20 protein-coding genes are annotated in these 21,314 nt (G+C 63.3%); 14 read left to right on the top strand and 6 right to left on the bottom strand.

What is annotated here, in order from left to right; all coding sequences use genetic code 11:
• Positions 1-2: 2 nt before the first annotated feature.
• From J2Y54_RS06265 to J2Y54_RS06230, 8 genes are all read left to right on the top strand, one after another.
• Positions 3-692 (top strand): hypothetical protein, encoded by a 690-nt coding sequence (locus tag J2Y54_RS06265; protein ID WP_310037854.1) that lies wholly within the window; start codon positions 3-5, stop codon positions 690-692.
• A 2-nt stretch (positions 693-694) separates the two neighbouring features.
• The gene (locus J2Y54_RS06260; RefSeq protein ID WP_310037851.1) at positions 695-3,574 is read left to right on the top strand and encodes an AAA family ATPase; all 2,880 of its coding nucleotides are present in this window, start codon (positions 695-697) and stop codon (positions 3,572-3,574) included.
• Positions 3,571-4,881 carry a 5-methylcytosine restriction system specificity protein McrC gene (locus J2Y54_RS06255; RefSeq protein WP_310037850.1) on the top strand — a complete coding sequence of 437 codons (1,311 nt, stop codon included), beginning with the start codon at positions 3,571-3,573 and terminating at the stop codon, positions 4,879-4,881. The genes J2Y54_RS06260 and J2Y54_RS06255 overlap by 4 nt, the downstream gene beginning before the upstream one ends.
• A gap of 427 nt (positions 4,882-5,308) precedes the next feature.
• Positions 5,309-7,729 (top strand): phage/plasmid primase, P4 family, encoded by a 2,421-nt coding sequence (locus J2Y54_RS06250; protein WP_310037849.1) that lies wholly within the window; start codon positions 5,309-5,311, stop codon positions 7,727-7,729.
• Positions 7,730-8,385: 656 nt separating this feature from the next.
• Positions 8,386-8,682: a hypothetical protein gene (locus J2Y54_RS06245; RefSeq protein ID WP_310037847.1), complete on the top strand. Its 297-nt coding sequence runs from the start codon at positions 8,386-8,388 to the stop codon at positions 8,680-8,682.
• A gap of 95 nt (positions 8,683-8,777) precedes the next feature.
• A complete protein-coding gene (locus tag J2Y54_RS06240) occupies positions 8,778-9,188 on the top strand; it encodes a hypothetical protein (protein WP_310037845.1) in 411 nt (136 codons plus the stop codon).
• A gap of 82 nt (positions 9,189-9,270) precedes the next feature.
• Positions 9,271-9,441: a helix-turn-helix domain-containing protein gene (locus J2Y54_RS06235; RefSeq protein WP_310037843.1), complete on the top strand. Its 171-nt coding sequence runs from the start codon at positions 9,271-9,273 to the stop codon at positions 9,439-9,441.
• 11 nt (positions 9,442-9,452) lie between these two features.
• Entirely contained in the window at positions 9,453-10,655 is a 1,203-nt protein-coding gene (locus J2Y54_RS06230) for an integrase arm-type DNA-binding domain-containing protein (RefSeq protein ID WP_310037839.1), read from the top strand.
• Between the two features lie 201 nt (positions 10,656-10,856).
• Here J2Y54_RS06230 and J2Y54_RS06225 read toward each other — a convergent pair whose 3' ends face one another.
• The 6 genes from J2Y54_RS06225 to copC all read right to left on the bottom strand — a co-directional run bounded on the left by J2Y54_RS06225 (position 10,857) and on the right by copC (position 15,645).
• Positions 10,857-11,072, bottom strand: coding sequence for a hypothetical protein (locus J2Y54_RS06225; RefSeq protein WP_310037838.1), 216 nt, complete (start codon positions 11,070-11,072; stop codon positions 10,857-10,859).
• A gap of 43 nt (positions 11,073-11,115) precedes the next feature.
• On the bottom strand, positions 11,116-11,508 hold the full coding sequence (gene cueR / locus J2Y54_RS06220) for a Cu(I)-responsive transcriptional regulator (protein ID WP_257844671.1): 393 nt from the start codon (positions 11,506-11,508) through the stop codon (positions 11,116-11,118).
• On the bottom strand, positions 11,505-13,766 hold the full coding sequence (locus J2Y54_RS06215) for a heavy metal translocating P-type ATPase (protein ID WP_405052903.1): 2,262 nt from the start codon (positions 13,764-13,766) through the stop codon (positions 11,505-11,507). Before J2Y54_RS06215 ends, cueR begins: the two co-directional genes overlap by 4 nt.
• Positions 13,767-13,913: 147 nt before the next feature.
• Positions 13,914-14,318, bottom strand: coding sequence for a DUF305 domain-containing protein (locus J2Y54_RS06210; protein WP_310037836.1), 405 nt, complete (start codon positions 14,316-14,318; stop codon positions 13,914-13,916).
• A 50-nt stretch (positions 14,319-14,368) separates the two neighbouring features.
• A complete protein-coding gene (gene copD, locus J2Y54_RS06205; RefSeq protein WP_310037834.1) occupies positions 14,369-15,256 on the bottom strand; it encodes a copper homeostasis membrane protein CopD in 888 nt (295 codons plus the stop codon).
• A 2-nt stretch (positions 15,257-15,258) separates the two neighbouring features.
• A complete protein-coding gene (copC, locus tag J2Y54_RS06200) occupies positions 15,259-15,645 on the bottom strand; it encodes a copper homeostasis periplasmic binding protein CopC (RefSeq protein ID WP_310037833.1) in 387 nt (128 codons plus the stop codon).
• Positions 15,646-15,762: 117 nt separating this feature from the next.
• Here copC and J2Y54_RS06195 point away from each other — a divergent pair, with 117 nt between their 5' ends.
• The 6 genes from J2Y54_RS06195 to J2Y54_RS06170 all read left to right on the top strand — a co-directional run bounded on the left by J2Y54_RS06195 (position 15,763) and on the right by J2Y54_RS06170 (position 21,280).
• Positions 15,763-16,041, top strand: coding sequence for a hypothetical protein (locus tag J2Y54_RS06195; protein ID WP_310037831.1), 279 nt, complete (start codon positions 15,763-15,765; stop codon positions 16,039-16,041).
• Positions 16,038-16,475 carry a periplasmic heavy metal sensor gene (locus tag J2Y54_RS06190; protein ID WP_310037829.1) on the top strand — a complete coding sequence of 146 codons (438 nt, stop codon included), beginning with the start codon at positions 16,038-16,040 and terminating at the stop codon, positions 16,473-16,475. The genes J2Y54_RS06195 and J2Y54_RS06190 overlap by 4 nt, the downstream gene beginning before the upstream one ends.
• On the top strand, positions 16,472-17,032 hold the full coding sequence (locus J2Y54_RS06185) for an RNA polymerase sigma factor (RefSeq protein WP_310037826.1): 561 nt from the start codon (positions 16,472-16,474) through the stop codon (positions 17,030-17,032). The genes J2Y54_RS06190 and J2Y54_RS06185 overlap by 4 nt, the downstream gene beginning before the upstream one ends.
• 64 nt (positions 17,033-17,096) lie before the next feature.
• The gene (locus tag J2Y54_RS06180; protein ID WP_310037823.1) at positions 17,097-18,260 is read left to right on the top strand and encodes an acyltransferase; all 1,164 of its coding nucleotides are present in this window, start codon (positions 17,097-17,099) and stop codon (positions 18,258-18,260) included.
• Positions 18,261-18,356: 96 nt separating this feature from the next.
• Positions 18,357-20,168 (top strand): copper resistance system multicopper oxidase, encoded by a 1,812-nt coding sequence (locus J2Y54_RS06175; protein ID WP_310037821.1) that lies wholly within the window; start codon positions 18,357-18,359, stop codon positions 20,166-20,168.
• Positions 20,165-21,280 (top strand): copper resistance protein B, encoded by a 1,116-nt coding sequence (locus J2Y54_RS06170; RefSeq protein WP_310037819.1) that lies wholly within the window; start codon positions 20,165-20,167, stop codon positions 21,278-21,280. The genes J2Y54_RS06175 and J2Y54_RS06170 overlap by 4 nt, the downstream gene beginning before the upstream one ends.
• Positions 21,281-21,314: the final 34 nt, after the last annotated feature.

Here is a 21,314-nt window from a genome sequence, read left to right as displayed (position 1 = left end):
CGATGGGCGGGTGGACAGTCGAGAGCCTAAACGCCTTTGGCCGCACCCGCCTGTCGCAGCATTTCTACATGCGCGATTTCCTGTTCTCGGACATCGCGTCGATCCACGGACTGATCAACGCGCCCGACGACCGCGAGCTCGCGATCACCGCCGGGAGCCAGCTGTGTGAGCAACTCCTCGAACCGCTTCAGCGCGTGTTCGGGCGCGTGGCGATCCGCTCGGCCTATCGCTCCTGCGCCGTCAACGCGCTCGGCAACGCGATGCAGAAGGCCGGGCGGAGTGGTTATAACTGCGCCGAGAATGAAAAGAATTACGCGGCGCACATCTGGGATCGCCGCGATGCTGACGGCCATATGGGCGCGATGGCGTGCGTCGTCCTGCCGGAGTTCGTCGACGCCTTCCCCGGTGACGGCGACTGGACCCACCTCGCCTGGTGGGTCCACGACCATTTGCCGTATGCGACACTGGAATTCTTTCCGACCAACTGGGCGTTCAACATCAGCTGGCACGAACAGCCGCAGCGGACGATCTACAGCTACGCGAAATGGCGCGAGGGCGACGGCTGGAAGGCGCGCGGCTATCTGACTCGCGCCGGCATGGACAAGCACGCGATCGGGCATCGGGCGGAGTGGGATAAGCTGATAGGGCGGTTTCCGCTGGCCGATGAGGGCTATCAAATTGGGGGACGGTGAGGATGCGTGACCGGGAGTTCCGCCAGTGGCTGGCGCGACGCGAGTATCAGGGAACACCGCTTACTGCGAAGGGCGTCAACAATCGCGCGCGCAAGGCACCCCGGATCGAACGCGCGCTGGCCGAACTTGGCTTTTCCGAGCGCGATCTCGACACGCTCCACGCCAATGGTCGCTGGCCAGAGCTGGTGGAGGCGGTGCGCCGCGTCGCGGCGGACTGGAACGCGAATGAGGCTGCCGCCCGCAAAATGGCGCCCCAGGCGCCGGACCCGACGCGCCAGCTGACCAACCTGATCAACGTCGCGCGCCAATATGGCCATTTCGCTGATGGCAAAGACCCGAACTATGACGCCGGGGCCGATGCACCGGAAACGGACGAGATCGATCCTGCAGCGCTCGCGGCGCTGAAGGCCCGGTTCCTCGCAGCCTATCCCGACTTTGAGCGTGAAGGCGGCTTCGGCGGGGACGGCACGTATTTCGAGGATGAGGACCGCTACAAGCGCGCCCTGCTGGCGAAAGTGACGCCACTGATCAGCGACCTCGCTCAAGACGAAGCAGCGCTGGGTGCTGCGCTCCTCGACCATGTGCTCGACAAGAACGTAAACCTGATCGGCGACTACCGACGGCGTGGTCATATCGAGGCGGTCCGGGCAAGATCGGGAGGCGCGCTCGAAACGACAGTCGGCGCGTTGGCTCTGTCAAAAGCCCCGCCCCCCGAAGCCGCAGAAGCGTTCGTCGACGCGGCATGGGAGCTGATCAAGCAGGGCAGCGAGCAGAGCCTGCCCTATGCCGACATACGCGTGCTCGCGACGCTTTTTCAGGCGCTCTCCCGCCCGACCGAGGCGATCGCGATCAACCACACGCGCTTCTACCATCTCGGCCTGGCGCTGTGGGGCAAGCCGATTTTCGGCAACAATCCGCTGACGGCCGCAGAATATGAGGCGGTACTCGACCTCTCCGACAGCCTGTTCGACGCGATGGAGGAATGGGGGTGGGCTCCGCGCGACCTCTGGGACGTGCAGGGGTTCGTCTGGGTCACATGCAAGGAGAAGCTGGACATGGATGGGGGCCGGGACGCTGATCGTGTGCGGGACTACGCGCTCAAGACCTATATCGAGCCTGCGCGCGTGCGTGGCGACGACCGTGTCTCGATCCGGTGTGGTGACGTCCACAGCGCGCTAGGGCTCTCCGCCGCGCATGCGAACGTCTGTCAGGCGCTACGCGGTCAGAAGTTTCAAAAGATGGCTGGCACCGGCGTTCCGACCTACACGGGTCCAGATAATAGCTCGACCACAACGTTCACCTATCGCCTTGGTGAACCATCGTCGGAAAAGCAGGGCGGCGTCTCCCCTGAGTTCGGTGACGGCCCCTACTGGTTCGTCGGCGCTGCGTTCGGTCGGAAGGACGATCAGTTCGACCGCTTCCTTCGCGATGGCATCTGGGAGATCGATGAGCCCAACGCGACGCAACGCAACCAAGTGATGTCGATGGAGCCCGGCCAGCGTATCGCGATCAAGGCGACCTATGTCCGGAAGCTCAACCTTCCCTTCGATAATCGCGGGCGACCGGTATCGGTCATGGCGATCAAGGCGATCGGCACGATTACGCACAATCCCGGAAACGGCACACACATCTCGGTTGAATGGCAGCCAGAGCATCAGACGCGCGAATGGTATCACTACACCTACCAGCCGACGATCTGGGAAGTTTATCCCGACAAGGAGATGGCTCGCCGCCTGATCGCGTTTGCCTTTCATGGCGCCGAGCAGGACTATTCGTGGTTCCTGGCCAATCTTTCGAGCTGGAAAGACGTGGCTGCCGCCGAGGCCGAGGACGAGGCACTACCCGATCGGCGCAAGCGCAAGCCGACCAATCTGATACTTTACGGCCCACCGGGCACCGGCAAGACCTGGTCAACGATGGCGCAGGCAGTCCAATTGTGCCTGGGCCTCGACGCGGATGACGAGCTGCTAAACAGCGAGGCGCGCCGCCGTGAGCTGCGTGACGAGTACGAGCGTCTTCGCGCCTTGGGGCAGATCGCCTTCGTTACCTTCCATCAGAACTATGCCTATGAGGATTTCATTGAGGGCCGTGAGCCCAAACCGATCAATGGCAGCGCCGGCTTCGAACTCGTTTCGCGACCCGGCCTATTCGTGCAGCTGGCGCGAGACGCTGCGGCAAGCGACGAAGAGCATGTCCTGATCATCGACGAGATCAATCGAGCGAATGTCTCGAAAGTCCTGGGCGAACTCATCACGCTGATCGAACCTGACAAGCGTAAGGGCATGGCCAATGCCGTCACGTTGCGTCTGCCCTACAGTCAGGAGCCTTTCTCGGTTCCCCCAAATCTGCACATCATCGGCACAATGAACACCGCCGATCGCTCGATTGCGCTGCTGGATACCGCGCTACGCCGCCGTTTCCAGTTCAAGGAGCTGGCGCCGGACACCAAAGTCCCTGCCTTTCAGGAGGCGATACGGGCGACGGGTCTGCAACTCGATAAGATCCTCAACACCATCAATGACCGGATCGAATACCTCATCGACCGTGAGCACCGGATCGGCCACGCCTTCTTTATCGGCTGCGAGGACAAAGCCGCTGTCGATGCTGTGATGCGCGATAAGGTGATCCCCCTCCTGCAGGAATATTTCTTTGAGGATTGGGGTCGCGTGGCTGCCGTACTCGGCGACCCGAAGGGCAAGGGCGGCGGGTTCCTAGATTGCCGCAAGATCGACGACCCGACCGGCCAAGGCGGGGAGCAACGCGAGAGCTGGAGCGTCCGCAAGACGTTCAAGGTGGAGGCCTATCTCCGTCTCATCGGCAAGCCTGTCGAAGAGGTGCCTGCGGAGGCTGACATACTCGAAGGCGTCGAGGACGAGGCATGACCCATCGCACGGTCCTTGAATGGGGCCGTGTCGAGGTCGGCGAAAGCGGGTTCAGTCGCCCTCAGGCCGATGCCCTCCTCGCCGCGGCGCGCAGCCACGTGCTGGGCGGGAATGACGGGACGGACATTCTGTGCGACCACTACCGCTTCCTGCGCGCACGACAGGCGGTCGGCGTCATTGCTGCGCGTGGGTGCAGCCTGGAAATCCTGCCCAAGGTCGACGCCGGTCTTGAGCTGGCAGATCCAGCGGCGGTGCGGGCGCGGCTGGTACACATGCTCGATGTCGCGCACGGCCTGAACCTCTCCTCCGGTGAGGCGACGGCGATGGCGCGTCGCGCCGACTCGCTGCTCGACCTCTTCATCGCGCTGTTCGCAGACCGGCTGCTGGCCGAAGTGCGGCGCGGACTGCCCCGCCAGTATCGCGCAGAAGAGGACGATCTGCGGGCGCTGCGCGGCAAGCTCAATGTGGTGCGCCAATTCACGGTCCATGCGGTGCGGCCGGACCGGTTGGCTTGCCGGTTCGACGCGCTTGACGGCGATACACCGTTGATGCGGATCATGAAGGCGTGCGTCCTGCTGCTGACGCGCCACGCGAGGGCGAGCAGTACCCAGAGGAAGCTGTCCGAGCTTCGCTTTCTGATGGCGGATATCAGCGACGTCCCGCGCGGATCGCTACCTTGGACGCAGGTCCGGATCGACCGATCGAGCCAACGATGGCGTGCTCTGCTTCAACTCGCGCGCCTGCTTGTAGGTTCGAGCTGGCAGCAAACGCATGCAGAGGCTGGCACGCCGGACGGCATCACCCTGCTGTTCGCGATGAACGATCTGTTTGAGCGCTATGTGGCGGTCCAGCTTCGCAAGGCGCTCAGCGACACGGATCTGACAGTCGATGCCCAAGGGGGCGGTGCCTATTGCGTCGGCCCATGGATCGAGGGCGAAGCCGTCGTCGGCAACAGCCACCCGACGCGGCCCGACATTCTCGTCAAGCGACGGGGGCGGATCGTGGCCATCCTCGACACGAAGTGGAAACCGGCAGACAAGGGTGTGTCGCACGCTGACATCTACCAGATGATGGCCTACGCCCGGCTCTACGATTGCCTGCGTCTCGTCCTGCTGTACCCCGCTTCGGCGGGCGGCAAGGACGGAGTGATGACCCACGGGCTGGCTCCGGGTCAGGACCGGCTCGATGTGGCGCATATGGCGCTGAACGTTCCTTCGCCGGCGATCCAACAGGCGCTTCGCGATATGGTTTTGAGGCTCGTGCCAAGCGGATACGTTCGGGGCACCGCCAAAATCTTCGAATTTTGAACGCGATAGACTCGGCAGAGTCATCAGTATCAGACCCCCATACCCCCTTTTAAAAAGGTGGTAGGCTTCCTGGTGAAGGTCAGATCGGCCCTTAATCCGGCGATCGCTGTAGTTTCAAACTTCAGGGTCAGGGCCACGCCCAGCGATCGCCCGGCCTCACTCCTCAACCATCAGCACCGCGGCGCTGACGGGGAGGGCGGCACTGATCCGGGCGATGTTGTCGATGCTGACTCGCCCGTCGCCGCGAAGATCAGAAAGAGCCGAGTTTAGGGCTGCGTCCGTTCAGACCTCGCTCGGTGATCCGAAAGCTGCATCTCGATTTTGTGCACTATAGCTAGGCTACGGTGCGGAAACTTGCTGCACCTCGCCCGCATCCGACTATTTGGACGTCCCTCCGGAGCAACCCCGCTCCTTGAGGGAGACCAAATTGACGGATCGTATCTTCGAGGCCTCCGCGCCTCTCTATTGGGCTGCCGGGCTGCCGGTCATTCCGCTGCGCCAGCGCAACAAGATGCCCGACATCAACCAGTGGTCGGCGTTCGGCTCACGCATGCCGAGCGAGATCGAGCAGCAGCGCTGGCTCTACTCGTTCCCGAAGGGCAACATCGGCCTGCCGTTCGGGCCGGAGAGCGGCCTGTGCGCGATCGACATCGATACCGAGGATGAGGATCTGGTCGCGGCCATCCTCGACATTCTGCCGACGACCCCGTGGGTTCGCATCGGTAAGAAGGGCATGGGCCTCGCCTACCGCTTCGAGGGGCAGAAGAACTTCAAGCTCCGCGGCGCCGATGGGGGGATGATCCTCGAGTTCCTGGGTCTGGGCAACCAGATGGTGATGCCACCCTCGATCCACCCGGACACCGGCCTCCCCTACACCGCCAACTCGAACCTGTGGGAGGTCAAGGACAAGCTCCCCTTCCTCGGCGAGGACATTGAGGAGAAGCTGCGCGCGCTGCTGGGCACGAAGGGCTTCGAGCTCGGTGCAGGTGGGCGCTCGTCCCCGATCGACATCGTCCCGGCCGGCGAGCGCGACAACCAGATGATCCGTCACGCGGGCTATCTGGCGCGCGTCGTGCTGGGCATCGACAAGTCGACCAAGTTCAGCCTGGTCGAGGCCCTCGGCCACATGCACCACTGGGTCGAGCAGTTTACCGCGAAGGTGTCGGGCGACGCGATGGACCCTGAGAAGGGGGTCTCGAAGCTCCTCGAATTCCTCGCGCGCGACCTCGAGAAGGGGCGCACCATGCCAGACGGCTGGGACGCGGGCCTCACCGACGACATGAAGGCGCACCCGACGATTGCGAAGATCATCGAACTGAACACCGTGCAGCGGTGGAGCATCGAACGTGCGCGCGACTGGTTCTTCGGTAAGATCCTCGAGAAGCCCGATGACCGCGACTGGCTGGTGTCGTGTGTGCAGGATCTGGTGCGAGAGCTCGCACGGGACGAACACTTCGTCGACTTCCAGTTCCAGGCGGTCATGAATTTCGTGATCGATCGAACGCGGTCCATGCTCGGCCTGAAGCGTCCGGACCTCCAGCGCCTGTTCGACACCGAGCGAAGGAGCGCTGACGTCACAGCCCCGGAAAGTCAGGCGGTCGTCGCCAAGCAGGTGCTGGATCAGTTGGGCCGCGACGGGGAGGTGCGCTTCGATCAGGGCCAGTTCTGGCAGTGGAACGGGTCCTGCTTCAAGTCGCTGAGCTACGATTGCGTCTATCAGCACGTCGTCAACATGGTGACGGCATCGCCGCTCGTGCGTCGAGGAGCCGACTACAAGGCGGTCATCGAAATCGCGGCAAAGCTCTGCACCGCCCCGCTTGTTGAGGTCGATACGCGCGGCATCAACTTCGCCAACGGCTTCGTCGGCGAGGATCTGATCGTGCGTGACCACGACCCGAAGTTCGGGGCCACCTTCACCCTCCCGTTCGAATATGACCGGGACAAGGCGACGCGCTGCACCCGGTTCTTCGAGTTCCTGCATTCGTGCTGGGGCGATGAACCCGACTTCGATCAGCGGATGCTCGCGCTGCAGGAGATGTTCGCCGCGACGCTGTTTGGCGTGGCGACGCGCTACCAGCGTGCGTTCCTGCTGTTCGGCCTCGCCGGCACCGGGAAGACGCAGATCCTCAACATCCTGCGCTCGATGCTCCCGGCCGATGCGGTCGCGGCGCTCGGCCCGACCGAATGGGGTGAGCGCTTCTCGCTGACCGACCTGATCGGGAAGACCGCCAACATCTGCGGCGAGCTTCCTGAGAACGGGATGATCGCGGGCAACAAGTTCAAGGAGATCGTGGAGGGCACCCCGCAGCGGACCGAGTTCAAGGGCAAGGACGCCTTCGACTTCACGCCGATCTGCGCGAACTGGTTCGCCTCGAACTACCTGCCGCTGTCGCGCGATACCACGCGGGGGTTCACTCGGCGCTGGCTGATCCTCGACTTCAACAAGCCCGTCGCCGAGGAGGACAAGGTCGAAGGTCTGGCCGAGATGATCGTGGCCGAAGAGCGTGACGCGATCGCGGCATGGGCACTCGAGGGCATTCGCCGTCTGCTCGACAACCGCGGTTACACCCTCCCTCAGTGCCACGAGACACGTCTGGCCCAGGTCCGCCGCAGCAACAACTCGGTTCAGGCGTTCCTCGAGGACCATGCTGGGATTGTGGTTGCACCCGAAGGGTCGATGAAGGTGCAGGAGGCCTACGACATGTATGTCCAGCACATCCAGAACTACCGGCGCGGCTCGCCGGTCGGGTTCGAGCGCTTCATGCAGATGCTCGAGGACCTGGGCTACAAGGTGAGCCGGGACCTGCTGCAGGATTATGTGGTGAGCGGGCTTTCAGCGGCTGGATAAGAAGCGACCGTGTGATCAGGCGAGCTAGTTGAGTGGCCCGCGGCCACTCAGGTGCTTCGCCTGATGCCGCACCAGTACGGTCTCGGACCGGGCGGGCATGGTAAAGAGGCCTATAGCCCGAGCAACCGGGGCATCACGACCGTGCAGAACGAAATGTTTTTTTGGTAAGTACCGTACTTACCAAAAGTAACCTAATTTCTGTATACGCGAATGGCTTCCATTCTAGGAGTAAGGCCTCGCTTAACGGCAAAAACGGTCTTAGCTGGCCAGGCGTTCTTTGTAATCGAGTAGGTGAGACGCGCGCGGCTGCACTGCGCGATCCCACCCGCCCGCAATGGTCAGGAGGGGCGCAGTTTGGGTTTGACCCAATCTTGTCGGCTGCTGACCTCTCAAATGACGAAGGCAGCAAACTGGGTCGACTGTAACTTTTGAACCGATCGTTCGGGGGCTTCCACAATCGGACGAGAAAAAATCGACCGGGATACCAGAGACCAAAGGGCAGTCGCAGCCAGACAATCGCGCACCAGTCCAGGCTACGCGGCGGGGCAGACCTTGACGCCAGACTCTCGGACTCCCACGTTCCTGAGCGGACCGACCCGGCGCGCCAACGCCGAGCCGGTCCTGACCAACAACCGATCAGTGAAGGATCGAGTCGCATGGCTATCGAAGCCCTTAGCGCGTCGCATGATGCGTGGAATACCCAATACGCCCACTACCTGAACCTGACCCAGCAACTGGATCAGGCCCCGCCGTTTGAGCGCGATGCGCTTGAGCGGGCACGCGCAGATGCGCAGGACGACCTCATGGCGCTCCCCGCTCCGACGTTCACCGCGGTCCTGCACAAGCTCGAGATCCGCTGGGAAGACCAGCTCTCTGCAGAAGACGAGCGGCGTCTGATCCTCGATGATCTCGCCGACCTGATCCAGGGCCAGAGCGCGCTGCTCGGCGCCTGACGGCATCCCCACTCCAAGCACGGCCACCCGCTGCGCGTCAGCGGGCTGGTCGGCGCGTGCCCTCGAAAGGTAACCAGATGGTCCCCAATCACGTCATGAACGAAGTCCTGCGTCGCCTGACCGACGCCCAAGCTTACAAGCTGGCCCGGTCGGTCAAGCTGGACCCAGATCAGGCAGTCCCGCCGCCACAGATGGCAACCTCAAGCCCCCAACCATTGGAGGGTGTCGTCGATTTCGACATCACGATCGTGGCGCTCGGCCACGCAGTGACATGGCCGGCAAAGATGCTGTGGGCGGGTGAGCTGCATGGCAAGCCCGGCCACGCCGAATTCGGGATGCAGAGCACGCTGCACATCCTGATCCCCACCCGCGAAGACGACCCAGCGTTCGTCTGGGACGGCTTCGATTACCGGATGCTGCCCCCGGCTGCTGACGATCGGCTCTTCGAGCTCGGCGAAGAGGCGGCACGCGCTGCAGACGGATCGGCGGGAAAATCGAACCCGTAGCCTAGCTACGGTGTCCGTCGGACCTCCCCGAACTAAGTTTTGAGTGCCAACTGAGCTGGTTCCAAACAGCAAGGACTATCACGTGGAAAAGAAGGCGTACCGTATTAATGAAGTGATCGCGGCGACTGGCCTCGGCCGCACGACGATCTACAAGCTGATCGCGCAGGGCGATCTTCGAAAAATCAAGATCGGATCGAGCACGTTGATCCCCGCATCTGACGTTGACGCGCTGACTCAGCGCGTCGCGGCGTAAGGAGCTGCGCCTTGGCTCTTTCAGTAAAGGAGATTGAAGCAGCGCGTCCGGGACCGAAGGATCGAAAGCTCCACGACGAGAAAGGGCTCTACCTTCTCGTCGCGGCGTCCGGCTCCAAGCGCTGGTACTTCAAGTACCGCTTCCTCAGTAGGGAGCAGAAGTTGAGCTTTGGGGCATTCCCGGACGTGTCGCTGAAGGCGGCACGGGCAAAGCGCGACGAGGCGAGGGCACAGATCGCTGATGGCAAGAACCCGTCTCGGGAACGGTTGATGCGAAAGGAGGCCGCTCGGGTCGAGGCGACCAACACGTTCGACGCCATTGCACGCGAACTTCTGGATAAGAACGCGGCCGAAGGTGCGGCGAAGGCGACCAAGGATAAGGCCGAATGGCTGCTCTCGCTCGTCCAACCCCGCCTTGGCAAGCTTTCGGTCGCGGATATCACGGCACCGGTCGCATTCGCGTTCCTCGAAGAGATTGCCAACAGCGGTCGCCGCGAAACGGCGCGTCGACTACGCTCCTTCATCAGTCGTGTCATCGACCGTGCGGTAATTACCGGCCGGGCGCCTCACAATCCGGTGAAGTCGCTTCATCGTGTGCTGCCTGCCCCGGTGGTACGCCACCTCCCAGCAATCATCGATCCGGACGAGTTGGCGAGGCTCCTCCACGCGATCGAAGCATACTCTGGCTACCCGTCAACCGTCGCGGCGCTCCGTCTGACCCCCCACCTATTCCAGCGCCCGGGAGAAATTCGCGCGATGCGTTGGCAAGAGCTCGATCTCGATCAGGCGCGCTGGAAAATTCCGGCGGAGCGGATGAAATCGCGTGAGGCTCACGAGGTTCCGCTATCATCGCAAGTGATCGGGATCATCCGTGCAATGATCCCTGTCTCCGGCCGAAGTGAGTGGGTTCTGCCGGCCTTTCATTCGTTGCATCGACCAATCTCCGAAAACACGGTGAACCAGGCACTGCGTCGGCTCGGATATGCCGGGATAATGACCGCGCACGGTTTTCGCTCGACTGCGAGTTCGCTGCTGAACGAGAGCGGAAAATGGTCACCCGACGTCATCGAGGCGGCGCTGGCTCACCAAGGCAAGGATCAGGTCCGATCCATTTACAATCGGACGAGCTACTGGCGATCACGAGTCGAGATGATGCAAGCTTGGAGCGACCAGCTGGATGCTCTCAAGGCCGGAGCACGGCCCGGGCGCGCTTAAGGCCTCGGGACCCTCAATAAATAGGCCCCCAAACAGGCCCCCAAATGGCCCCGATTTGCCGCGCATGGTCGCGAACCCTCGCGATCGGGGCGGGGTCATTTTCCTAGGTTTTCCGGTGTTTTAGCCCATTCGCGCGACATGCTGCGAATGGGTGTCTGGTGCCAGAAGAACACTCCCATCGGCACCCAAGTAGCTGATTTCCTACGCGAATTGGCAGTGGGAAATCACCGGCACCATCAATAGCACCATCATATCTTCTGGAAAAGGCTGGATTTCCACGGACCAAGCATATGTAGCGCCGGAACGAAGGCGTGTCGGTTGGTGCAGCACTTGATCAAGAATAGCTTGCTCGCGCCCAGCAATCCCGATCGACGGAAAGGAATGTCCCGCTGGAGCAAATCGCGCGTAGTTGATCATGCGCCCTGATCGTTCACGAACGGGATGCGACCAAAGAAGAACATCAGGCCGGTCGTTCAAGCGAGTCTATGATCGGGCAGTCGGGGCGGTCGTCACCGCAGCAGCGTGCCGCCAGATCAAGCAGCGCTCGCCGCATTTTTTCGAGCGCCTCTGCCTTGCGGTGTAGTTCCTCGGCGCGCGCGGTCGCCAGCGACTTAACGTCGGCCGACGACCGCGCGCCGTCGTCCCACAAATCAAGCAGCGTTCTGATCTCTTCGATAGGGAAGCCAAGGTCGCGGGCGTTGGCGATGAAGCGCAACCGATGCATGTCGGCGTCGGAATAATCGCGGTAGCCGCTGTCCCGGCGCGGCGGTGCCGGGACGAGGCCGATCTTCTCGTAGTGCCGGATCATCCGCTGCGAGACGCCGCTCGCCTCCGACGCGGGTCCGATTTTCATAATTTCACCCGGTTCAATCGCAGGGCATTGAGGACGACGGTGAACGAAGACAGCGCCATCGCCGCGCCAGCGAACATCGGCGACATCAGGATGCCGAACGGGGGATAGAGCACGCCCGCCGCAATCGGTACGCCGAGCCCGTTGAAGAGGAACGAGAAGAATAGATTCTGGCGGATGTTGCGCATCGTCGCATCTGCCAGTCTGCGTGCTCGGACGATCGCGGTCAAATCTCCACGGGTCAGCGTCATCCCCGCACTCTCGATCGCCACATCGGTGCCCGTTCCCATCGCCAGCCCTACGTCCGCCGCCGCCAGTGCGGGCGCGTCGTTGATGCCGTCGCCGGCCATCGCGACCTTCGCCCCGGCCGCCTTCAGTTCGCCAACGATACGCGCCTTGTCCTCTGGCCTGAGATCGGCACGAACATCGTCAAGGCCGCCGACCGCGTGCGCGACCGCGTCGGCAGTGGCCCGGTTGTCGCCCGTAAGCATGATGACTTTCAGACCCTCGGCGCGCAGCGTGGCGATCGCCTCGCGGGCATTGGCGCGGATCGGATCGGCGACAGCGAGCAGTCCTGCCGGCGACCCGTCGATGGCGATGAACATGACCCCGGCTCCAGTCTTCCGGTGCGGGTCGGCAGCGGCCTCCAGCGCGGACGGATCGGCGCCGACGCGGGTCATCTGCGTAGCGTTGCCGATCGCGACGATGCGGCCATCGATCACTCCGCTGACACCCAGACCGGTCTGGGATTCGAAGTTATCCACCTTTCCAACGATGGCGCCGCGTTCCGTCGCGGCCGTGACGATGGCGTGTGCGAGCGGATGCTCGGATTGTGCCTCGACCGCAGCGGCCAGACCAAGCAAATCGTCCTGGTCGAACCCCGGCAGGGCTTGGGTGGCAACGAGCCTCGGCTTGCCTTCGGTGATCGTGCCGGTCTTGTCGATCACGAGCGTATCGACCTTTTCCAGCGCCTGTAGCGCTTCAGCATTCTTGACGAGGACGCCAGCATGTGCGCCGCGACCCGTGCCGACCATGATCGACATTGGGGTGGCGAGGCCGAGCGCACACGGACAGGCGATGATCAGGACCGCGATGGCATTGAGCAGTGCATGGCCGAAGCGCGGCTCCGGCCCTACGAAATTCCATACGATGAAAGCCGCGATCGCGATCGCGACCACCAGTGGCACGAACCAGCCCGAAATGCGGTCGGCAACCGCCTGGATCGGGGCGCGGCTGCGCTGTGCCTCGGCAACCATCCGCACGATCCGTGCAAGCATCGTGTCCGCGCCCACCGCACGGGCTTCCATGACGAGGCTACCAGTGCCGTTAACGGTTCCGCCGGTCAGCGCGTCGTCAGCCGACTTCCCGACGGCTAAAGACTCACCGGTGAGCATCGATTCATCGACCGACGAGCGCCCTTCGATAACTATGCCGTCAACCGGGATTGCATCGCCCGGCCGGATGCGCAGCTTGTCACCCGCCGCCACGTCACCGAGCGACACTTCCTCCTCCGAGCCGTCATCGCGGATGCGGCGCGCGGTCTTGGGCGCAAGATCCATAAGCGCGCGGATCGCGCGCCCGGTCGCCGCGCGGGCGCGCAGTTCCAGCACTTGCCCGAGCAATACCAGCGTCACCACGACGCCCGCTGCCTCGTAATAGACCGGCACCATGCCGCCGTGCATACGGAAGGTGGGCGGGAACAAGTCAGGCGCGAAAGTCGCGACCAGACTGTAGAGGAAAGCGGCACCGACGCCGATTGCGATAAGCGTGAACATGTTGAGGTGCCACGTCCGGATCGACATCCAGCCCCGCTCGAAGAAAGGCTTGCCCGCCCACAACACGATCGGCGCAGAAAGCGCGAGTTGAACCCAGGGCGACGCGGCGGGGCTGACGATCTCGATGCCCAGCATCTCGGCGACCATCGACACGATCAGCAGCGGCACTGCGAGCGCGGCGGATACCCAGAAGCGGCGGGTGAAGTTGACCAGCTCCGGATTGGGCGCATCGTCGAGCGACGGCTCCTCCGGTTCGAGCGCCATGCCGCAGAAAGGGCAGGTGCCCGGTCCCTCCTGACGGACTTCGGGGTGCATCGGACAGGTCCAGATCGCGCCCGGCAGCGCCTTGGGTTCCGGACGCGGGACATCGCTCAGATATTTGTCAGGGTCGGCGACAAATTTGGTCCGACAGCCAGCACTGCAAAAATGGTAATCTTCGCCGTCATGCGCGGCATGATGCGCGGTTGTCGCGGGATCGACGGTCATGCCGCATACGGGATCGGTGACCGCCGACGTCGAGGGCTGGGTCGCGCAGCAGCTGTGTTCGTCATGAGCGTTATAGTCGGCATGGGTCATCGAGTCGTCCTCCATGACCCGGCAATAATGTCTGACATCATGTCAGGGTCAAGCCGCTTATTTTCGAGCCGCCAGCCAAGTGTCGATTTCGGCGATCTCCGCGCGCTGATCTCGGATGATCTTCTCCGCCAACGCCCGCGCCTCTGGATCGTCACCGTGGCGCAGTTCGGTTTCGGCCATGGCTATCGCGGCCTGATGATGCCCCTTCATCTGCCGCATGAAATCCGTGTCGGCCTCGCCAGTGTACTTTGGCATGTTGGCCATCATGTCGTTCATCGACTTCTTGTACCCCTGGGTCGCCGGCGGGTCGCCGGGGCTGGCGGCTGACATGTCCATCGGCATCGTTCCGTTGGCGGCCGACGTGGCGGCCATATCGTGCGCGCTATTCTGCTGCGCATTGTCAGAACAACCTGCCACCGTCAGCGACCCGACAAGCAATAGCGGGATTGCAAGATTCTTCATGGCTTTCTCCTAAGATCCACCACAACGCCCGGACGGACGATCCGTGCCAGTCAATCAACCGGTGACAAAGTTCCAAGGATCGCCACGACAGCGAGGATGAGCACCGCCGCCACCGTCTCGACCAGGATCGCCAGCCGCAATCGGTGCTGCGCGATGGCCTGCCTATCGCCGCCCAATGCCATCTCCAGGGTCGGCACGAGCCGCCAGCGGTTGAATCCGGCCAGAGCAAGCATGACGCCAAACAGGATGAGCTTCAGCACAAGTAGCTGTCCGTATGATGTTCCAAATGTCGTGGAGAGACCTTCGATCCCGACGATCGCGACAAGGTTGATCGCTCCGCTGACGACGATCGCCGCGACGATGATCCCACCGATGCCGGAGAAGCGTGCCAGCGCGGCGAGCGCCGTTCTCGCCGCGCCCGGCGTCGCAAAGTCGAGCAGCAGGAGCCGCACGAACATCGCCAGCGCTGCAATCCACAGCGCGCCTGCAACCAGGTGAACGATGTCGCTGCTGCGGTGCGCCCAGCCCAGCGCCGCTTCGGATGCGCCGGCATGACCGGTCCAGGCTAGCGAACCCAGCGCAACAATCGCCAGCGCGGCCGCAACCGACCTGCTCGCCCGCCCGGCGAGCTGGAGCGCCGCCAGCAACGCGAGCGCTGCGGCGCGAACGATATGAGAGATGCCCATCGACGTTTCAAACGCCATGAACGTGAGCATTTCCCGATCCAGTATGGCCAGGTCGTAGCCAGTCATGGCCAGGGACGTCGCAGCAAGCTGGGCGATCGTGATGACTACGCCTAGTATGGCCAGCCAGCCTATTACACGTCCGCCAATCGCCGGCGCATGTCGACCGAGACCGCCACCCATGGCGAGGCCCGCCAACAGCATGAGATCGGCATAGGCGGCGAAGCGCAGGCCGATCGCCACCCAGTCGCTCATGATCAGCGGACGCTGAAGCTGTGCTGGCCGGTGATGCGATGCGTGTCCGCGCCAATCACGACCCAGTCAGCGCGGTAGCTGCCCGCAGGCAGCGGTTTGGCCGAGGTGAGGATGATCGACTTGCCATCGGCGGAAACGGCGCTGGTGACGCCCGCCATCTTCATGTCGGGATGGTTCGCCATTCCCGGCATCCCGGTCATGATCAGCGTGGCAGTGGAAAGCTTGGGCGTCAGGCGCTCGCTGAAGGTCAGCGTGATCGTCGTCGTGCGCGCGACCGTTGCGTTCGCGGCGGGCGTCGCTGTGACCAGCTTGGGATGTGCGAACGCGGTGGTAGGGATCAGCACCATGGCGAGGGCGGCGAGGGCGGCGGCGAATGGATTGAACTTCATCTCGAACTCCTGTGATATGTTCCCAATACGCAGTACCGGTTTTTACCCCTCAAACCGGCGTAGTTGAGGGATCGTGCATTCTCATACGTATGGGAAGCAGCGGATTACGAGGCAGTCATGCAAACCAATATCGACGATGCCCTTCAGCGGCTGGCGACAGGAACGCCGCATCGGGGTCTGGCGGGTCTGGAAGACCGAGTCCTGAATGCGATCGCGCAACAGCCGGTTGCTGGTATTGGGGCTGGCGCGACATTGGGAGCGATGGGCCTCGCACTGGCGCTCGGCGTTCTCAGCAACGTCGTTCCATCGACCGATGCGCAGGCCGCGCCGGTGCTGTCGCCTTTGGGCGCGTCCAGTCCGCTCGCGCCATCGACATTGCTGGGCGCGACGCGATGAACACAAGGCGCACGTGGGTTATCGTATTTCTGGCTTTCCTGGCCGCGCTTTTCGGGGTGGTCGTCGGGCGATACGTCATCCAACCTACAGCCCAGCCCGGAGCGGAACTCCATGCCGTCCTGCACGACCAACTGAGTCTGGACGCGACGCAGGAACGGCAGCTGCATGTACTTGAGGAAGCCTTTGCCGTGCGCCGTCGCGCGCTCGAACTCGAAATGAAGGCCGAGAATGCGCGGCTTGCGGAAGCCATCACCGCCGAGCATGGCAATGGCCCGCGCGTCGCCGCCGCAGTCGATGCTTCGCACCGCACGATGGGTGAACTCCAGAAGGAAACGCTGGCCCATATCTTTGCAATGCGGGCGCTGCTCAAACCTGATCAGGCGGCGAAGTTTGACGCCGCAGTGACCAAGGCACTGACCGAAGACGCACGGTGAACGACGCACTTGCCGACCGCACGGACGGCGAGCTGGTCGCCCTGTGCCTTGGTGGAAGTCAGCTGGCGTTCGCCGAAATCGTGCGCCGTCACAAGGATCCACTGCATCGGCTCGTCGCGCGCATCGTCGGTGACGACGACGAAGCGCTCGACATCGTGCAGGAAGCCTTCGTCGCCGCGCATCGCGCGCTGCGGCGTTACGACATGGCGCGGTCGATGCGCCCCTGGTTGTCGCGCATCGCGATCAACAAGGCGCGCGACTTGCGCCGCCGCCGGGCGATACGCCGCCTGATCTCGGTCGTGCTTCCTCTCGACCATGCCGCCGACACCGCCGACACAACGCCGTCGATCGAAACCGCGACCGCCGATCGCCAGGAGTTGCGGCAGGTCACGGCTGCCATCGCCGAGCTGCCGGGCAATCTGCGCGAGACACTGGTGCTCCGCACGATCGAGGGGCTGAGCCAGGCTGAGACCGCCGAGACGCTTGGGATCAGCGAAAAGGCGGTCGAGACGCGCCTGTATCGCGCACGTCAGCGGCTGACTGCGTCGCTGTCATAGAGCGTCGCCGTAGAAATCTTGCAGATCGCGCAAGGGATGCGCGCCCGGGCGTCGTATTACCGGCATGGGGGCGGTGGACCAAACAGACGGCGGCGGCGATCCGCCGGCGCGCGACGGCGGTGTAGAGACGCGGGCAGGTGGGGCTTTCGTCGTCATGGACGCTCTGCGGTGCGTGCTGGCGGTGACGGTGGCGTTCGCCCATGCTTGGTATCTCCTGATCGCCGATTATCCGGGACAGGCCACGACGATTGCCTCGGCAGGTTATTTTCTAGCAGGTTTCGCCCATGCCAGCGTCATCCTGTTCTTCGTCCTCAGCGGTTACTGGATCACAAAGAGCGTCGACCGGCGGATGACTGCAGGCTGGGCTTGGACGGGCTATGCGATCGACCGGCTCGCGCGGTTGCTGGTCGTTGTGCTGCCTGCGCTTGCGATCGGCGGTATCTTGGACGCAATTGGCCTCTATGGCCTTGAGTCCTCGACCCACACCGGCGCGACCGACACCTATGTGCTGAACAATAACCTCGCGGAGCGACTGGGATGGCAGACCCTCCTCGGCAACATCCTGTTTCTTCAAAGCATTGCCGTGGCTCCGTTCGGCACCAACGGTCCGTTGTGGAGCCTGGCGTATGAATTCTGGTTCTATATCTGGTTTCCGGCATTGTGGGTCAGCTGGCGCAGGCGACGCCCGTCGCCGCTGCTCGCCACCCTGCTCCTTGCCTGGGTCGTGCCGAATATGCTGGTTGGCTTTGCCTGCTGGCTTTGCGGGGCGGCATTGTTCTGGGCGACCCGCCGTTCCGGGGGTCAGAGCTTGCAGCCATTACGCCGCCTGTGGCTGATCGTTGCTAGTGTCCCGTTCCTCGGAACCCTGATCTATTCGCGACTCTTCGGGCTAGGTGATGTCGAGCTGCCGCTGGCGATTACGTTCGCAGTGCTACTCTACACGTTGCTGCGCGTCGAACTGCGCGCGCCGCGCTGGCTGAGGCCATTCGCCGAGTATGGCGCGCAGGCGAGCTTCTCGCTCTATGTCCTGCATTTCCCGGTCATCGCCTTTGCCGCTGCGTTGTTGCTCGACGACAAGCGTTTGCCCGCGACCGGAGCGAGCATCGTGCTTGTCGTCATGGTGCTTGTGGTGGCGATCTTGCTGTCGGCGCTGTTCGCACGGTACACCGAACGGCACACGGCCAGGGTCCGCGCGTTCTTCTCCGACGGACAGCCTGCCCGGATTTGATACACGGGTTGATCCGGGCGGTCTTTTGCCGATCGGGATGAGGGTCAAACCGATCTTCTGCGTAAAGCGGGTAACGTCATCGGAGCCTTACATCACATGTCGCTGTTGCTAAGCCGTCGTAATCTGCTGCGCGGAGCCACCCTTGGCGGCGGCTCGCTTGCCCTCGCCCCGTGGTTTCCGGCGTGGGCACAGCCGGTGTCGGCCGGCATCGTCCAGGCGCTGCCGAGCGTATCCGGCGAGGATATCCGCCTGCGCATCGCGCACCAGATGATGACGATCGACGGGCGCGAAAGCCACGCGATCGGCATCAACGGCACGATCCCGGGTCCGCTGATCCGGCTGCGCGAGGGGCAGAACGTCCGGCTGCACGTTGAGAATGCGCTCGACGAGGACAGCTCGATCCACTGGCACGGCCTGATTCTGCCGTTTCATATGGACGGCGTACCGGGCGTCAGCTTTCCCGGCATCAAGCCGCGCTCGACCTTCACCTATGAGTTTCCGGTCAAGCAGGCCGGCACCTATTGGTATCACAGCCATTCGGGATTGCAGGAGCAGCTTGGCCATTACGGCCCGATCGTGATCGATCCGGCAGGCACGGACCCGATAGCTTCCGACCGCGAACATGTCGTCGTGCTGTCCGACCATAGCGAGATGCACCCGCACATCATCTTCAAGAAGCTCAAACAGCAGGGCGGCTATTTCAACTATCAGAAGCAGACGCTGGCCGATCAATTGCGCGGCGAGGGCCAGTCGGCGAAGGATCGCCTCGATTGGGGCAAGATGCGCATGGATCCCACCGACGTGTCCGACGTGACCGGTTCGACCTATAGCTATCTGGTCAACGGTCATGGCCCCCGCGACAACTGGACCGCATTGTTCACGCCCGGAGAGCGGGTGCGGCTGCGCGTCGTCAACGCATCGGCGATGACCACCTTCAACGTCCGCATTCCGGGGTTGAAGCTGACGATCGTCCAGGCCGACGGGTTGAATGTGCGCCCGGTGCAGGTGGACGAGTTCCAGATCGCCGTCGCGGAAACCTATGACGTCATCGTCGAGCCGTCCGACGACCGCGCTTATACGCTGGTCGGCGAGAGCGTCGATCGCTCCGGCATGGCACGCGCTACGCTCGCCCCGCGCGCGGGAATGGCGGCGGCGGTGCCGCCTTTGCGCAAACGGCCGATCGCCACCATGAAGGATATGGGAATGGGCGGCATGGATCACGGCGCGATGGCGGGCGCGGCCGCCACACCGGGTGCCGGGGATTGCCCGCCCGAACACGCCGCGATGGGACATTGCACGCCCGCAGCAGGCGGTGCGGCAGAAGCTGGTGGCGGCATGGCCGGTATGGACCATTCGATGCGCGATTTCGCCGTCGCGCCCGGCGTCAAGAAAACGCCGACGGTCCAGACGATCTCACCGATGCCGATGGACCGCACCGGCGAGCCCGGACAGGGGCTGGCGGATGTCGGGCACAAGGTGCTGGTCTATCGTGATCTGATCGCGGTGGACCGCAACCCCGATGTGCGTGCCCCGGACCGGGCGATGCGCATCCACCTCACCGGCAATATGGAACGTTACATGTGGGCGTTCGACGGGGAGAAGCTGAACGAGGTCAAGAATCCGATCCCGTTTCTGCAGGACGAGCGGGTGCGCGTGACCCTCGTCAACGACACGATGATGGGCCACCCGATCCATCTCCACGGCCATTTCTTCGAGCTGGTGACGGGGCATGGCGAATATGCGCCGCGCAAACATACGGTGCAGGTGCAGCCGGGCGGCACGGTGACCTTTGACGTCACCACCGACGCGGTCGGCGACTGGGCGTTTCACTGCCACATGCTCTATCACATGCATGCGGGAATGATGCAGGTCGTCACCGTCCGACCGCGCGGAGGAGAGGGGGCATGAAGATGTTGTCGCTCGCCACCGCCGCCGCCGCCATCGCACTGGCCGCCCCCGTCGCCGCGCAGACGATGGATCACTCGAAAATGCCCGGCATGAAGATGCCGGCGAAAACCGCGCCCAAGCCAAAGCCGGTAGCGAAGCCGCGTCCGACGTCGACACCGGCAGCAAAGCCAGCTGCAATAGCGGCACCCGCGAAACCGGCGCAGGCGGCACCGGCCACCGACCCGGCCTGCCCACCTGAACATGCGGCAATGGGGCATTGCACACCCGCGGGTGCAGCCCCCGCTGCGCCCGAGAAATCCGATGACGATAGCTCGGCAATGCCTGATATGGCCGCCGATGCACCGAGCACCGGCAGCGGCGGGACCGCGCTGCCCGCCGGAAACGCTCCGGCACCCGCCGCGCCCGAGCCGAACTATGCCGACCGTGTCTGGGGGCGCGAGGCGATGACCGGCGCGCGCAAGGCACTGCGCAGCGAGCATGGCGGCGGCACGTTCAGCCAAATCATGCTGGACATTGCCGAGCTGCAAATCCGCAAGGGGCGCGAGGGCTATCGGTGGGAAGGGGAAGGCTGGTTCGGCGGCGACATCGATCGGCTAGTCGTCAAGACCGAGGGCGAAGGCAGCTTTGGCGAGGCGGTTGAAAGCGCCGAGGCGCAGGCGCTCTACAGCCGCGCCATCGGCCCATATTTTAACCTGCAGGCCGGCGTCCGTCACGATTTCGAGCCCAAGGCGCGTAGTTATGCAGCGTTCGGCGTTGAGGGGCTCGCCCCCTATTGGTTTGAAGTCGAGGCTCATGCGTTTGTATCGACCAAGGGCGATGTGTTGGGACGCCTCGCCGCCAGCTACGATCAGCGGATCACCCAGCGGATTATCCTGCAACCGCGCGTCGAGTTCAATCTGGCGGCGCAGGATGTAATCGAGAGCGGAATCGGCGCGGGGCTTTCCGATGCCGAGTTCGACCTTCGTCTGCGCTATGAGATCGTACGCGAATTCGCGCCCTATATCGGCATCTCGCATTCATCGAAATTCGGCCGCACCGCGCGCTTCGCCCGCGCTGACGGCGAAGACCCTTCGGCAACCACCTTCGTCGTCGGGATCAGGGCCTGGTTCTGAGGTCGGAGACCGACGAAAATGGCAAAGGAGAATG

It is taken from the genome of Sphingomonas sp. BE123 (assembly GCF_031456015.1).
Lineage (GTDB): Bacteria > Pseudomonadota > Alphaproteobacteria > Sphingomonadales > Sphingomonadaceae > Sphingomonas.
Note: the sequence above shows the minus strand (reverse complement) of the source record. Positions and strands in the feature narration are given on the sequence as shown.